General features: G+C 58.9%; 9 protein-coding genes. 6 read left to right on the forward strand and 3 right to left on the reverse strand.

Features of this window, described 5'->3' with window-relative positions; all coding sequences use genetic code 11:
* Positions 1 to 191 precede the first annotated feature (191 nt).
* From ACVIIV_RS14485 to ACVIIV_RS14505, 5 genes are all read left to right on the forward strand, one after another.
* A complete protein-coding gene (locus ACVIIV_RS14485) occupies positions 192 to 1,673 on the forward strand; it encodes a pentapeptide repeat-containing protein (protein ID WP_456744788.1) in 1,482 nt (493 codons plus the stop codon).
* 229 nt (positions 1,674 to 1,902) lie between these two features.
* Entirely contained in the window at positions 1,903 to 2,784 is an 882-nt protein-coding gene (locus tag ACVIIV_RS14490) for a pantoate--beta-alanine ligase (RefSeq protein ID WP_456744789.1), read from the forward strand.
* A 329-nt stretch (positions 2,785 to 3,113) separates the two neighbouring features.
* Positions 3,114 to 4,355, forward strand: a complete 1,242-nt coding sequence (locus tag ACVIIV_RS14495; protein WP_456744790.1) for a cytochrome P450 — start codon at positions 3,114 to 3,116, stop codon at positions 4,353 to 4,355.
* A gap of 305 nt (positions 4,356 to 4,660) precedes the next feature.
* On the forward strand, positions 4,661 to 4,987 hold the full coding sequence (locus tag ACVIIV_RS14500; protein WP_456744791.1) for a hypothetical protein: 327 nt from the start codon (positions 4,661 to 4,663) through the stop codon (positions 4,985 to 4,987).
* A 636-nt stretch (positions 4,988 to 5,623) separates the two neighbouring features.
* Positions 5,624 to 7,873 (forward strand): hypothetical protein, encoded by a 2,250-nt coding sequence (locus ACVIIV_RS14505; protein WP_456744792.1) that lies wholly within the window; start codon positions 5,624 to 5,626, stop codon positions 7,871 to 7,873.
* Between the two features lie 758 nt (positions 7,874 to 8,631).
* Here the strand turns inward: ACVIIV_RS14505 and ACVIIV_RS14510 are convergent.
* The 3 genes from ACVIIV_RS14510 to ACVIIV_RS14520 form a co-directional block, all read right to left on the reverse strand.
* Positions 8,632 to 8,883: an NEL-type E3 ubiquitin ligase domain-containing protein gene (locus tag ACVIIV_RS14510; RefSeq protein ID WP_456744793.1), complete on the reverse strand. Its 252-nt coding sequence runs from the start codon at positions 8,881 to 8,883 to the stop codon at positions 8,632 to 8,634.
* 289 nt (positions 8,884 to 9,172) lie between these two features.
* Positions 9,173 to 9,952: a leucine-rich repeat domain-containing protein gene (locus ACVIIV_RS14515; protein ID WP_456744794.1), complete on the reverse strand. Its 780-nt coding sequence runs from the start codon at positions 9,950 to 9,952 to the stop codon at positions 9,173 to 9,175.
* Between the two features lie 1,802 nt (positions 9,953 to 11,754).
* A complete protein-coding gene (locus ACVIIV_RS14520) occupies positions 11,755 to 13,095 on the reverse strand; it encodes an MFS transporter (RefSeq protein WP_456744795.1) in 1,341 nt (446 codons plus the stop codon).
* Between the two features lie 1,652 nt (positions 13,096 to 14,747).
* Here ACVIIV_RS14520 and ACVIIV_RS14525 point away from each other — a divergent pair.
* Entirely contained in the window at positions 14,748 to 15,047 is a 300-nt protein-coding gene (locus tag ACVIIV_RS14525; RefSeq protein WP_456744796.1) for a hypothetical protein, read from the forward strand.
* Positions 15,048 to 15,210 lie beyond the last annotated feature (163 nt).

Consider the following 15,210-nt stretch of genomic DNA (forward strand, 5'->3'; position numbering starts at 1 on the left):
CATGACTAAAATTCGGCTGACGTGCTCAAGCGTCCCGGCTAGGGGCCGCCAACACAATAGGTGCCTCATCGACACATCGTGTCGCCATTTCGCCGACGAGTTCGCCACAAATCGCATAGCGTACCTCCAAGGCCGAGCAAAAAGAGGTCGATAACAGGCCCTCGAAATCCGGGCAGTACGGAATCGTCGACATGTCACAAACGATCGGCGCCGATAGCGAGTGCACCACGAATGAAGGGGCAGAGCACTGGTCAGAGTCGAAAAACAACCTTTCATCAGATGGCGAGTTCGTTCGGTACTGGAGCCGAGCTGCCGATAGGCTGGGCGCGGTGGCCGCTGTCGGGAGGCGAACCGAAGAGGCGATCAGAAGGACCGGGATTGGGTTGCAGCTATCCTCCGAGAACTTTAACGGTCACGACCTATCAGATTTCCCGTTGCGACGCTGTACCCTCAATCGTGCGCAGCTCTACGGAGCAAAGTTGGATCGGGCAGACCTTTCTGGGGCGAACCTTATCTGTCCGGGGCTAGAAAGGGCAAGTTTCCTCGGGGCCAAGCTCGATTTTGCGTATATGCACGCGATTGCAGCGCAGGTCTGCAACTTCGATGATGCCAGTCTGCGCAATGTCATTGATGCAACCGGCAGTCTGTTTCACGGTTGCAGTATGAAAAGGACACGCTTTGACAACGCGATGCTCAGCGGACTTCTCATTTACCAGTGCGACGCGCGTGATGCTGTATTTGACGGCGCGGAATTACAGGGTTCGACCATCAATGAATGCTTCCTTCCTTCTGCTTCCTTCCGCTTTGCCAAGCTGAGCCAAGTCACGATCACGAAGGCGCATCTGGCGGCTTGCTCGTTCTTCCAGTCAAAGGGGGACTGTTTATCGATCGTGCGTCCCACCTCGGTCGATGGTCTTGTCCTGGAAGGCGCTCATCTTCCGTATCTGAGACTCTCAAAGGTGAGCGGCCGCATTACGGCGAGAGCCCTGAGCGCTCCATTTGCTGATATTCACCTGTCAAATCTTTCAGGTGCGGAGCTTGAGCAGGCAGACTTGACCGAGGCGAGGCTTCTGTCCGTAAGCTTGTCCGGCGCGAACCTCGTCGGTGCTGTGTTGAACGGTGCATCTATTCATTCCTGTCAGCTCGACGGAGCGGACCTGTCTCTGGCATCAGGCGAATGCATTTCGATAACAGAGAGCACAATGCGAGCCGCCAAATTATCGGGCTTTCGTGGCCGCTGTGCCTTTGTGCGCGACTGCGATCTCGAACGCGCAGACCTATCCAATGCTTATCTCTACAGATCGATGATCACCGGTGATCCCCCGCAATCAATGGCACTGGATGAGGCAAATCTCGAAGGATCGAATCTCGTTCAGGCATATCTCGCCGCGGGAATGACGAGAACCAATCTGGAGGCAACGCGGGCCGCGTACGTTCGCATGAACCAATCGTCCTTGCGCGAGGCGAACCTGAGTGGGATGTCGCCGTTCCAGGCCAGCTTCGTAAAGGTGGACTTTTCGGGCGCTAAGATAACCACATTCGAGCCACCGTTCTTTGCAGACCGATGTCCGGGCCTACAGAGCGCTCTGAAGGGGGACCAGCCACGCGAGCCATCAAGCTATCTAACTGAATTCTCATCGTTGATCAGACGGGGTCGAGAAGGGTCCACCTGACGGCTTGGGAAACTGCAAAATAGAAGGGAATGCCGTGTCGGTGAGCTTAGGACAGGTCTGGGCGGTCGTCCGAGCTGTGAGCGAGCGCTAAAGCGCTATGGGGCTCGTTGGCATTGCCGGCGGATACGAGAGGCAGGGCAGACCTTCTGCGCGATCCGACCGATCAGATCGCTCTTTTGGCATTCAATCAAATCGCTCTTTTGGCATTAAAAGAGACTGGAGTAGGAAAATGCATCTGGCATGTCTTTCCGCAGGTAAAGCGTTCATCCGGGAGGTGGCGAGAACAGGGCAGACTATCGGGACGGTACATACTCTCGGCGCCCTGCATCTTGGGCATGCAGAACTGATCAGAAGGGCGGCATCGGAGAACGACGTCGCGATCGTCACAGTCTACCCGAACAAGATCCAGCTTAGACCAGGTGGGAGCTACGATTTCAATTTTGACGAGGATATTGGACTTGCATTGCGTTCGGGAGCAACTGCCGTGATTTCCTCCAACGACACCGAAATGTTCCCGCCTGGCTATCAAACCTTTGTATCGCAAGGAGACTGTCATTTGCGTTTAGGGGGGCCTGAGGCCTATTTGAAGGAAGCCGTTACCGGGGCAGTCCGGTGGATCTGCTATGCAAGGCCAACTCGAAGCTACTTCGGCCTGAAGGATATCGGTCAGGCGATCCTGGTGAAGCGCGCCGTCGCAGACCTCCTTCTGGATTGCGAGATAAGGTTTGTGCCGACCGTGAGATACAAGAACGGAGTGCCCATTTCGTCGCGTTTGCGGCGATTTAACCGTTTCGAGCTTGATGAGCTGTCGTGTCTTTTCACGGCACTCAACCACTCGAGGAAAGAGATCGCCCATGGGGTATCTAGGGTGAAGGATCTGGTCGCGTCGGCGACATCTCAGATCAAGTTCCAACACTTTAAACTCGATTTTGTTCGAATCGTCGGCGCTGACAACTTCGAAGACCTGGAGCAAGTCAAGCTCCCTTTCATAATTCTTGGAGCGGCAACGGCTCATGGTCTCAGGATCTTCGATAGTATCTACGTTCCAGATCATGATACCCTCATGAAGGGTCCTTCGGATATCTGGATCGATCTGCCTGAACAGTCCTAGCCAGACGATTATTCATCCATGCCTTGAGAAAGCTATCCGTTCCGGCCGTATCCCAAGGCGAGGGTCACCTTATGAAGGTGTACTCGGCTTGAATGTCGCCTCCAGCGCATAGCCATCTCTAACCAGCGCTGAGAGCTCTCACTGATCCGTTGAGTAGATCGACTTGGAAAGTCAATGCGATCCTTACTGCCCGACATGGTAGGGCGAGGCTAACTGCGCTGTGAGGTAGCCTGGTCGAGCGGCCCGTCGCAGCCAAGCGCTGCGGCAGCTCGAAGCCATGTATCGCGCCACACCGCAAACTCTCGAGAGCAGAATCTGCAGAGATGATCATGACAAGGAGATCGGAAGATTATAGGGCTGAGGATTCGTGTGTTATCCCGCTGAGCAAGCTGGATGTAAGCGAGGGCAAGCGCTTTCAAGACGACAGCATGTGGGCTTGCTTTGAGCGGTTGCGAAAGGAAGATCCCGTTCACTACTGTCAAGGCAGCGCTCATGGTCCATATTGGTCCGTAACGAAATACCGGGATATCGTAGCCGTAGACACAAACCACAAAGCGTTCTCGTCAGAAGAAGGTGTCACTATTGTCGACGTGCCTGGCGAGCACTGGACCCCGAGTTTCATCAAGATGGGGCCTCCCAAGCACGCCGGGCAGCGCAATACCGTCAGCCCAATCGTCGGACCGGAAAGCTTGACGAAGCTCGAAAGCTTGATCCGGTCTCGGGTCAGGGCGATTCTCGCGGGCTTGCCACGCAATGAGGCCTTCAACTGGGTGGACATGGTCTCCATAGAGTTGACCACGCAAATGCTCGCCACGCTGTTCGACTTTCCATTTGAGGATCGGCGACTGCTGACCTATTGGTCAGAAGTCGCGGTTACAGCTCCGAAAGCAGACCATGCAATCGACAGCTGGGACAAGCGAAGTACAATCTTGTCCGAGTGCCTGGACTATTTCACCCGGCTTTGGAACGAGCGCATCAATGCCGAGCCGCGCCTCGACCTGATTTCCTTGATGGCGCACTCGCCCGCCACACGACATATGGATCCGAGTGAGTTTCTCGGGAATCTGATTCTTCTGATCGTTGGCGGGAATGACACCACGCGCAACTCGATTACCGGCGGCGTCCTGTTCATGAGTCAGTACCCCTCCGAACTGCGAAAACTGACCGATAATCCCAAGTTGGTCTCGAGCGCCGTGTCCGAGATTATTCGATACCAGACGCCGATCGCGCATATGCGCCGCACCGCGGCGACCGATAGCATCGTAGGCGGGAAACAGATCAGGAAGGGCGACAAGGTCGTCATGTGGTACATCTCCGGAAACCGGGACGAAGAGATCATTGAGAACGCCAACAGTTTCGTCATCGACCGCAAGAATGTGCGGCAGCATCTCTCGTTCGGATTCGGCATCCATCGCTGTCTTGGTCGACATCTTGCGGAACTGCAGTTGAGAGTGCTCTGGGAAGAGATTTTGGATGCGGGACTGAAGGTCAAGGTTGTCGGCGAACCCGAGCGAATTGCGTCCAGCTTCGTGCACGGCTATTCCGCTCTCCCCGTGCGGATTGCAGCCTAGGGCCTGATCGCTCCGGTCTGGCACGCGGCACGCGGTGGGGTCGGGCTCGTCGTGGGCCATTTTCGCTTTCTGCAAGCAGCGAAGATGGTTTGATCGACGCGAGACAATTGCTGCATGTCGGGATCTAGTCATCATCCGGGCAGATGTTTGAAGTGCCGGTGAGGAGGAATAGCGCGCGAACCGTTTGCAAGCGCCTGACAGGCCGAAAAGGCAACCTCGACTCTAACTCCCATGCCCCGTCTCCGAGCTGCCTTGGATGGCCGGAACCGTAAAGGCCGATAAACTTGATATTGAAGATTGTAGCAGTGGCAGCGATTTTCCTTGGGGAGGCGCTTTCGATATTCGCCGAACTGATTGCCTCAAGGCAATTTGGAAGGGCGGGCGGTGACCTGGCAATGCTGTTGCCGATGTTTCTCCTGATATCTTTCGGTGGCAGCCTCCTCGTTTTCGGATACGCGCTGGGCTACATGCATCTGAAGAATATCTGGATCATTGTCGCGATATCGGTAGGAGCTATTCTGGTAGTAGAACCGATACTCACCCTCTTGCTCTTTAGAGACGTGCCAACAGCCGGTTCGCTGATCGGGCTGATGCTCGGCGCGCTTGGTACGCTGGCTGCCATATTTCTATGATGGCGATCTGACCGGGCCTGGATGGGCGCCGGCTCGGCGAAATGTAGTTTGAAAGGGACTTGCGCAACGTCGATTCTGCTCGATTCAGAGGAGAAATGTTGTTGCGGATCGGCCTTCAGCGTCTCGTCACAATCGGTGCATGGCCGTTGGCTTGGTAAGCTCTTTTGGTCGAAGTCTCCTTACCGGATAGCGGGACGCGCGCGGTGGCCGTAGGTCTGCCGATCGATATACGCTGGCCATTTCTGCCTGATCACATTCGCCGTTCAGGAAGCGAGCGTTCTCCTGGCTGCTCTCTAACGTTTTGGGACGGCTTGGCCAGGTTCTTGTGAAAAGTAGCCATCGGCATAGGAGCGGGACTCTTACGGATCGCCTCGCGGCCGGTACTGTCGCAGTCCACAGTGCAGATCTTGGCCAGGGCACGTCAGGCTGCGGTCACGTAACTCAGCTGATTATCCCGCAACTGTCGCAGTTATCCCGCATCGCTGGCTTCAGCAACACACGAGCTGCGATGGCATTGGAACCAAAGGCGACATCGGCTTTCTTGTGCATCCGGAAGAACGCTCTTGGTCAGCTAGTCGTCAGCCAGGCGGTCTATTCAGACAGGCTGCGCATTCTCGACTTTATCGGAGATGAAATATGACGGGCATTGGCCGAGCTGGCACATCGCAGGTTGGGGCTGCAGGAGCCGACAGCACCGGACAATTGAGCAGTTCGAGCCTGGAGCCCGGCCTCTTCCCTGGGGAACACAGTCAATCCTTCGATGCCGTGGTGGAGCGGATGCGCGCCGGGCCCCAAGATAGAACCCCGGCGCTTGCGAACCCGCCACCAACTCCGGATGTGGTGGCGCCAACTCGGGACGAGATCAAGGCAGCAGAGCGAAAATTGGGCAGCCTGCTTGAGGAGCTTGAAACTTGGCGTCGAGCGGCCACGCACGCCCAGAACTTGCCAGAGGCGCAAGAGCTGATCGACCAAGTCGTCAGGGCAGGCTCAGCAGTTCTGGACTACTACGCCGATCTGCCCCCCGAGTTGGCACGTCGCATTCTGCCCGACGATCGGGCTCGTCGGCTCCGCGATGACACGCTGGACGCGGGCAACCAATGTAACGACGTGGCCACCGAGATCATCTATCCACTGGAGAAGAGCAGAAGGACAGCAGCAGAGTGGCTCGAGAAGATCAAAGGCGCGGCGACGCCCGACCAGCTGAGCCGCGCGGTTGCAGGCGTGGCGGAACACTATGCGGCCTGCATGGAGTGGTGGGGAAAGAAGGCATTGCGCTCGGAGCGGATGCAGTCCGTCTGCGCGGCTACTGCCGACTTGCCAAGCAGCACGCCCGAGATGCGCAAGGCCGAAGAGGCCGCACTAAGGCTTCATACCGGCTGGGCGCTCAATACGAAGTGCATGTATCTGCAATCGCGGATCGCTCTCGCGGAGCTCTTGATTAAGTCGCAAGCGAGCACGCTGGAACCAGACGTGCGCGGTGCCCTCATGGACGAGAACGGGCAGGTGCGTCTGCTCGGGACCTTCATCGGAGACGTTTTTCCGGCATTTGTTTCGACTGCCGACGCCGTTCTGAACAGCGATGGAGCAGTGCTCGACGCTGAGCATCGCGCCGTTCTGGAAGGAGTCATGGAGCGGCTTTCGGAATTCGCATCGGGGGTGAGCTCCATGGTTGCCACGCTGAGGGAGGCCGGAACGGGAGCTGAGCTTCCATTGCAGTTGCTGGACGAGATCGTGGAAGGTGCGTGGCTTACGGCGAACGAAGTCATGCGGCTGCTGGCAGTGCAGCCAAAGACGCCAGCCGCGATTGCACCGCCGGCTTGGGCTGCGCTGCCCGAAAATACCGCCGTGGTGGGCGAAGGCAGTCCAGCGCGCAGAAAGGGCAAAGGAAGGCGCGCAGCGGCCGCAGGCGAGGGGAGTTCGACGGCCCGCCCGCCCGAGCCGCAACTCGCAAGGCCCGATGCCGCCACGGCCCCAACAGGCAAGGTTATCGTGCTCTCGGATCTCGGTACCAAGAAACTCGCGACCGCGGAGGAGGCACGGGCGAGGGCGTCAACCTCCGCCACCGAGCACCTCCAGATGTGGCAGGCTCCGCCGTCCAGGAAAGCACTGGCGGGATTGCTCGAGCGACTGGACGAGCTGCTGCAGTTCGATCTGCCGGCTCAGCAAAGCGCCGTCTCGCAAGCGCGCCAGATGAAGCCCGAGGACGCCGACCACGTCTTGGATCTCGTCATTAAGCGCTTGCAGACGCAGGCCGCCGAGATTGAGGCCTGTGTCGCCGCGCTGGAGGAGCCTCGCCGACGTGGCCTGCTCACGGCTGCGCAAGTGCCCGAAGTGCACGAAAAAATAGTCCGGCTCAAGACGATGTGGGCCGAGGTGCAGGGACAGGCAAACTCATTGAACACGCGAACAAAGGCAGAAATCACGAGCGACTGCATGAAGACCTATGCATTTCCATCGCAAAAGTATCTTGAGCAGTTGCGGGCGGCGGGGGAACTGGCGTCGGTGGATCCACCGCGCGCCTTGAAGGGAGAGCCAGGGAGGCTGTTCGAGATCAAGCTGCAGCCCAAGGCGCTGCGCAGTGGTAAGACGCCAAGCCCGATGTGGGTGCACATCCATACCAAGCGGCCGGTACATGCCTGGCAATTGGCAACGCTGGGCGATCGCGAATTCGCCGCTTGTCACGTGAAGTCCGACGAGCAGCGCGGGTACAATCAGCACTGGCAGAGCGCTCGAGCCGCCGAGGGGCACGAGAACGTCGTGATCCACCGCGGCAAGCTCACCCCTGCGTTCTGTAGGTCCTTGTTGAGCACCGCCGCTGGCCAGCCGTGGCACCCCCTTCCCGGTCCGGAGCACGTTTCAGCGCAGATGGCTCGGCTGGGGATCTAGTGAGCTGGTTGTCTTGCGGCAGTGTGCCGTTTGGTGGCAGCCTTCATGCCTCTGGATCGGCTCGGCGGATTACCTGAGTAGCACCGAGCTCGTTCAGGCTCCATCTCGCAAAAGGATGCAGCCTTGGGGAAGAGAACACGCACCACGGCAGGCTTGTCAGCCGGCGATCCGGACAATTGTCGATCGCCGGACAAGCAAGCTGCGCATTACGAGGCGTCGCGAAGATCGGCGCTCGGGCGAGAAGCTAGGCCGCTGAGTGCGGCAGGCGGAGAAACATGTGCCTGATGCCGGCGCCGATCCGCTCGGATATAACAGTGCTTTCACATGTCTGCCCGCGGCAAACTGGCGCGCAAACCCTCGGCAAAGCTTCAACGTATCGCGGATGCTCCGGATGTACCGGAGCTGAGCATCCGGCCGCTTTGACGAATCAAACCGGGCGGTGCACAACAACGCTGCCTGTTTGCTAATCTTGCATAAGGCTACGACGGCCCCAGCATCAAGCCTCCTTGGCCCCCAAATGATGCTGGGGCTTGTCATTCTTCGTTGAGCGTCTCGAGCCGAGTGACGTCTGATCTGCTTCGCTTCACCTGACAATGGCGCCGAGCGCCGCCGCGACAATCCCAATACATGGGCGTATGGTCAGTCATGTCGCTGCTTGTTTCAGTCGCCGTCATGAGCGACCAAGGGCGGTATCGCCCGAAGAGCAGCCTCTGCAGCCTCAGCTTGGCGAAGGCTGTCCATTGAGTCATGGCCCGAGCTCACGACAGCGTTTGGCGCGCTATCCCGTCCAGCGCCTCCAAGCGGAACATGACGCGGGCATGCTGGAGCAACTCGGCGAGCCGATCGTCGTACAGGCCGTCCTCGATGTCAGCGTTCAGCCGTGCGGTCTGCATCCCGTTCCACATCAAAGTGACCCGATCCTCACACCTCGCGCACGCATCGGAGGCCAGCTGGAAAAACAACTCGCGCAGTCGAGGCCTCGCCGTGGCCTGCCGCAGATCCTCGCCCACGGCCTGCCGAAATGCCGAAATTCATCATTGCGGTAATTCACCGTGCCGGCAAGCCGGTCGAGGAAACGAGCATAGTCTTGCGCACCGGCTCGTCGGCGAAGCCTTGCCACGTTGCCAGTGTGATTGGGTCCTGTCCCAACCAGTTCTTCGACAACCTCGTGCAGCGGCCGGGGCGTAGCTTCCGTCGGCTCTGCGCTTAGCGAGAAAAGGATTTGCGGGCCGGCATAGTCCGCAGCAGTCCTCGCTCTCAATAAATTGCTCTGCACCCGCTCTTGCAGCGGATTATCCGTCAATCGACCGCCGCATCGCTGCCTAGCTGCAGCAGGCTCTCCGGTACGTCCGTCAGCCGATTATTGCTAACATCAAGTGCTTCGAGGCCAGCCGGCAGTTCTGGCAGCCGGACCAGCTGATTGTCGCGGGCCGATAGCAATTCGATCCGCGGCGGGAGAGGCTCGGGCAGTTCAGTCAGCTGATTGTCGTCGAGATCGAGGCTCTCAATATCAGCTGGAAGAGCGGGTAGGCTGGTCAGCTGGTTGCTTGGGGCGGCGAGCTCCAGGAGCGTTGCCGGAAGGGCGGGCAGACTGGCCAGTTGATTGCCACCGACGTCCAGGGTCTGCAGTCCGGCTGGAAGGTTAGGCAAGCTGGTCAGCTGGTTGTTTGCAGCGTCGAGCTCCTCAAGCGTTGCCGGAAGAGGGGGCAGACCGGTCAATTGGTTAAAGTCAACGCTGAGGCTACGCAGCCGGGCTGGAAGCTCAGGCAGGCTGGTCAGGTGGTTGCCGTGAGCGGTCAGTTCCCGAAGGGTTGTCGGCAGAGCAGGCAGGCTGGTCAGTGAATTGTCGCCGATGATCAGTAACCGGAGCCTGGATGGCAGGTCTGCTGGCAGGGTGGTCAGTTGGTTCCCCGCTGCATTGAGCGCACGGAGCCGGGCCGGAAGCACGGGCAAGCTTGCCAACTGATTGTCTCTCACGCCCAAGGCCTCAAGCTCGGGCGGAAGTGTAGCGGGCAATGCGGTCAGGGAGAGGGAGGACAGATCCAGCGCCTCATTCCCATCCTCCAGCGAAGCTCTCATTCGATTGACGGCGGTTTGGCGGTTCTCGTCTTCGCCCTGCCCCTCTTCGGCCGCCCACGCCTCCAGAACGTGGTCCTGCGACCAGGCCGAGCTCGCGGCGGACGGCCGCGCGTCCGTCAGAGCCTCGTCCCAATGCGCTGCGAGGGGAGAGCCGGGTTCTGAGGCTTCGGATTGGGACGTTTCGAGTCGGAAATCGCGAAAATACCATCACCCTTCAAGCTGCCCCCGAGCTCTATCCATTGTTGCCGCCTCTCCCTTGACAAAATGAAGCAAATGCGCTGAAGCGCCGCTTGCGCAAAGCCGATCTCTCATCATGGCCGCGGTCCATCGAGAACGAAGCTGGCGATCATGGAGCGCGGCTCAAATTGGAAGGGCCGAACACGCTCGCTGGTCCGCGCACCAATGATTGCCGCCGGACAGCAGCATGATTCCGGTTCTCGAACGGCTCGGTCTGTTGAGGGGAGCCGGCTCATTCTCCTCTTTCAGATTGAGCTGATCAGGCCGACCCTCTCGTCTGGATCGAGATGTTCTCCTGCTAGGACCCTGAGCTGTCGATAAGCTGACTTGTATCATCGCTCGAGAAATTCCGACCCCTTGCGGCTGGCGGCCTGTTGTCAGCGCCCGAGATGAGTCCAGCCAAGATGCCGTCATCGTCACTGTCGCGTCTCCACTCCTCGGCTGACTAGTCTGACAGGATCGGGAAAAGGCTGCGCCCATCAACCATATTCGGCGGGTGGCAAGTTCTGACCACGAATGCAGTCCCGCTAGGCTGCTAGCATGCCGCCGCGGTCGGCTCCGCCCAAGCCTTGCCTTGTGGCCTGCAGCGCAGCCGAACAAAAGGCTGGGTAAGCGATCTTCGCAGTCCTCTCACGCGGTGACGAACAATCGTGCGTCCAAGTGTGACGCAAGTGCGTTCGTGCAGCGCATGTTCGGAACCATGAAAACCGGCTGTGGCCTCGCTGGGACGTTACAAGTCAGATTCAAGAAAATGCTGTGCTCGAGTGCTCCGAGACATGACCACTCCGAGGCTCGTCGAGCGTTCGATCATGAAGCAGATTTGCAGGTTACCGAGCGGGTTAAAATTGAGCCATACGGTGATGTCCGAACTGATCCATTCCGTAGATAGATCTGATCAAGAAAATCAATTTTACCGCTTACAGCGTCGCCATATAGACCCTCGAGGACGGTTGGGGCCAACCTAGGGATGCGATTCTCGAATGAAAAAGTCTGTGTTAGTGACGGCGAGCGCTCTCGCGCTTGCAACGGCGGCGGTGCCGCCTTTTGCTGCAAAAGTTACTGCGCAACCGGTCACCCCCAGGATGCAGGTAGCCGATACATCATATCCTCAGTGCGCGGATGACCCGTTGGATGGTATCTGCGACCTGTTTTTCTGTTTGACCGATCCCTCGTGCGTGCGACACTGAGGACCCAAAACAAGTCAAGCAGAGAATGAGGATCGAGCCTCGTGCGGCCGCTTGCTCTGAAAGCGGCCGCATCCTCATGCCGTAGGGTTACGCTGGCAGATGGTGAAAGCCGGGGCCATCTTGTTCTCTAAAGATGATGAGAAGGATTGCTTACTTACAGCCAGCGGTGACTACCGCCAATCGCGCAACTGCCGCATCGGCGACGGTCGGGTGAAAAGTCGCTTTCGACCGCGACGCTGTGTTTCGACAAGAGCTCTGCTCGATCTAAAACTGGTCGAATTCTCAGGATAGATTGCTTTCATGCGACGCTCATAGCGTACCTGTTATATGTTTTGCATTTGGACATCATGGGTGTCATCTCAACTTGTTCGGCTATGCCTAGCGCAGCGGTCGTGGCGTTACGGACGGTCGTCTATGGTTGGACGTGAGTGGCGACGTCTCCGGCATCCGGAGCATGGCAAAGAGCCCGGCCGCGCTCGCGAAAAGCATGTACCAGGCGGGCACGAGTGCGCTCCCGGTAAGGTGGATCAGCCAGGTGACGATCGGTTGAGCTGTGCCTCCGAAAATCGCTATCGCAAAAGCGTAGATCGTCGCGAAGGCGCCACCACGAATGTTCCTGGGCAAACCTTCGGCCATGCTCACGTAGAAGGCGCTATATGGAATCGTTCCGATCAGGGTGAGGGCGCCGAGACCTCCTAGAAGTGCGAAGGCACTGCGGCTCTCGGCAATCCACAGGAATACCGGATAGATCATCAGCAAGGCAGTGGCCTGCGGCCATATCATGATGCGCCGACGGCCTGCGCGGTCGGCGAGCAGGCCGCCCAGCAGTGCTGCAGCAATTCCGACCGCATTGCTGATGAGCGTGGTACCAAAGGCGAGAGGTGCGGAAACGTGGAGGGTGTTCAACGCGTAGGTGGTCATATATCCCGTAACATAAGTACTGATCGTGCAGCTGGCCAAGATGACAAATCCCAAGCTCATGATGCGGCGATCGGCACGCGATTGCCCTCCAGGCTGGGTGACCAGAACGGGCGCCTCGGGCCGGTGCAACGTTTCGGGTAGGACGCTCCGCAACCAAAGTCCGAACGGCAACGTAGCGGCGCCGAGCAACAGCGCGATCCGCCATCCGTACGCATTGAGCGCTTCGCTTGGCATGGTCAGGGAGAGTATTTCTCCAACCAACGCTCCGGCCGTCGCAGCTATCTGTTGGCTCGCGGGCTGAAAGGAGACAGCAAGACCGCGGGCGTCAGCGGGGGCCGCTTCCATCAAGTAGGCGGTCGTCGGACCCACTTCACCTCCGAGAGCAAAGCCTTGCAGTAAGCGTGCGAAGACGACCAGTGACGGGGCGGCAAGTCCTATTGTCTCATACGATGGCGTGATAGCTAACAATAGGACCGCGGCACTCATCATGGTAAAGCTGGCGGTCATCGCGGGCCGGCGGCCGACCCGATCCGAATACGAGCCGAGTACGATGGCCCCGATCGGCCTGGTCACAAAACCTGCGCCGAAGGTTGCGAGTGACAGCATGAGGCTGGCGAACGAGTCGGTTGCCGGGAAGAACGTTTGGCCGATCTGTATCGCGAAAAAGCTATAGGTCCCGAAGTCGTAGAATTCGAGAATATTGCCGATGGTTGCGCCCAACACGGCGCGGCCCGTCAACCGTTGGTCTGCGGGACCGGGGACCGGCTCCAGCCTCTCTCGAGTAAATTGCCTCGCCATCCTCGACCTAATCTGGAGCGCGAATCCTGGCCCGAACATTTCGACCAGACAGGTCCCGCAAAGTTGTATTCCACTTGGCCCGAGCTCGTCCCTCACGGCCATTGCGCCTGTCCACATGTAGGCTGAAGCGTGTCACGACGAACAGTAACGTCTGCAATAAAAGTGCCTGGCCTTTCGCGGCCCATTTAACCCTTGATCTGATCGCCGGTCTTGCCGGCAAGACAAATATGAAAACCTGCTGCAGTTGTCGGGCGCCGCAGACATTGGGCTGCTGTGGCGAGTTTGCGACAATATTGGCGAGCGCCGAACAACGATCGACGACGACTCGAGCCATTTCAGCGTCGCCTGGTTGCGTCCACACCTTAAGGAGCCAGTGGGCCACGCCCTTCAGCGCCAGGCGCTTGCCGCCACTCAGCGCGCCTGCGGCGGTTTCTCGCGCACGTGCAAGGTCACCATTTTTAGGTGCTCCACATTCGGTCGCGGCCGGGTTCGCCAGCGATCGGGCGAACCGTCTGCTCCGGGGCCGCTCGCATCTGGTGACAATCAAGCCCCAGACCGTCCGTCATAAAGGTGCGTTCGGCGCCGCTCGCTGCGCATCGCGGCTATCTACGGCGCGAGGGCGTCCCCCGGGACGGGGACAAGGCGCGGCTGTTCGGCCCCGACGCCGACGATGCCGATCTCAAGTCGTTCGGTCAGCGCTGCCAAAGTTTCAGGGGCGTACATCTTGGTCAACCACATGGGGAGCTGCTAAGGGAAATCAGTGACGCCACACGCAGGAGCTACCGATCGTGTGCCCGGACGGGCGAGCACGTATGCGGCCTACGTTTCTTCGCCAACGGATCGTTGGAAAGAGAATTCACTCGTGTCCTGAATAAGGAAATCGTCGTAGTTCGTGCGCGCGGTGTCGAAGTCGCCGCTGAAATGTCCGCTTCCTCTAGCGCGCCCTGACACGAGCGCCATCGGCATGACGCTGAGCGTCAATAGCGGCCGGGACAAAGTTGCCCGTTCGTATTGCCTCACCTGAGGATGTTACTTTCGCTTGACCGATGTAGCTCCGGCTGTCGGCCAGTCCGAGGTTGCACCATAGCATGCAGGATCGGAGGATTGGAGGACGTCGCGGAATGCCCATTACACGCTGCCAGTGCCGTACCTTTAGCCGTGCGCGGGATGATCGTCTCGGCTGCTTTGCGTCTGAGCGGTCCTAACAAGCGCTGCACGATGGTGTGCTGCGGCGGGCCGAACTGTCCGAGGTGTTGTTCAGCGAGGCGGAGACTTGCCAGCGCGCTCAGACGGGGCTTGGCCGCCAAACCAGCGCTCGATGTCGGCTTGGTTCGCGCAAATTGGGCAGCGAAACCGGTGACCGTGGAGGGCACTCGGAAGCGGCGTAGTCTCTGCCGGTGCGAGCCTACATAGTCTTGGCGGACGCGGAGGTATTCTTAGGAAGGTGGCAGCAAAGGTCGCGTAGCCGCAACCGACCGTCGCAACGCTTTGCGTAGCAGTGGGATTGCGCGAGCGCATTTATCGGATGGGAGTCCTGTCAATTGGCCCTACCAGATCTGGGCGTTTTGCAAGCAGTACCTCCACCGTAGGGTCACGGTAGATCGCATGCACATAGGCGTGTGCAGCCAGCTTCCAAACGCGGAAAAGAGCGCATGACGAACATCAATCTTAGCCACCAATCCATTGCGGATGCACGCGCACAGCGAACCATCGCCCATCAAAACACGAAATGGAGAACGCTGGCCCCGAGACGTCGAGGTTTCCAGACACGAGGAATGAAGCCGATGGCGCGGATGGTCGTTGCAATAAGGCGCGCGCTCGCCATGTACGATCTCGACCGGTGCTGCGCAATCTGGTGGCTCTATCGTCTCCATTTCGGATTCACTGGCGACGTGATGTTGGGGCTCGCCGCGGTCACGGTTGCTCAGGAGGGATCCCGCTGCGGAATTTAGGAATCGTGGCGTCGAGCGCCTTCCATACGGGCTCGGCCGCCGAACCTGCCGCAGGTTACGCGTTTGGCTGGCGGACAAAGGCGTTGCTCAACGCCAATCGCCTCAAGTCTCTCCCAGCCAACAGGCCGCAAATCACATCGAGTACCGGCAGCCTGCGCGGGGC

Source organism: Bradyrhizobium sp. USDA 4354 (assembly GCF_054060315.1).

What these genes read in the sequence shown, in the direction of transcription:
- ACVIIV_RS14485 (WP_456744788.1), top strand. Translation starts at nt 192, where the DNA reads ATGTCACAAACGATCGGCGCCGATAGCGAGTGCACCACGAATGAAGGG.
- ACVIIV_RS14490 (WP_456744789.1), top strand. Translation starts at nt 1,903, where the DNA reads ATGCATCTGGCATGTCTTTCCGCAGGTAAAGCGTTCATCCGGGAGGTG.
- ACVIIV_RS14495 (WP_456744790.1), top strand. Translation starts at nt 3,114, where the DNA reads ATGACAAGGAGATCGGAAGATTATAGGGCTGAGGATTCGTGTGTTATC.
- ACVIIV_RS14505 (WP_456744792.1), top strand. Translation starts at nt 5,624, where the DNA reads ATGACGGGCATTGGCCGAGCTGGCACATCGCAGGTTGGGGCTGCAGGA.
- ACVIIV_RS14515 (WP_456744794.1), bottom strand. Translation starts at nt 9,952, where the DNA reads ATGAGAGCTTCGCTGGAGGATGGGAATGAGGCGCTGGATCTGTCCTCC.
- ACVIIV_RS14520 (WP_456744795.1), bottom strand. Translation starts at nt 13,095, where the DNA reads ATGGCGAGGCAATTTACTCGAGAGAGGCTGGAGCCGGTCCCCGGTCCC.
- ACVIIV_RS14525 (WP_456744796.1), top strand. Translation starts at nt 14,748, where the DNA reads ATGACGAACATCAATCTTAGCCACCAATCCATTGCGGATGCACGCGCA.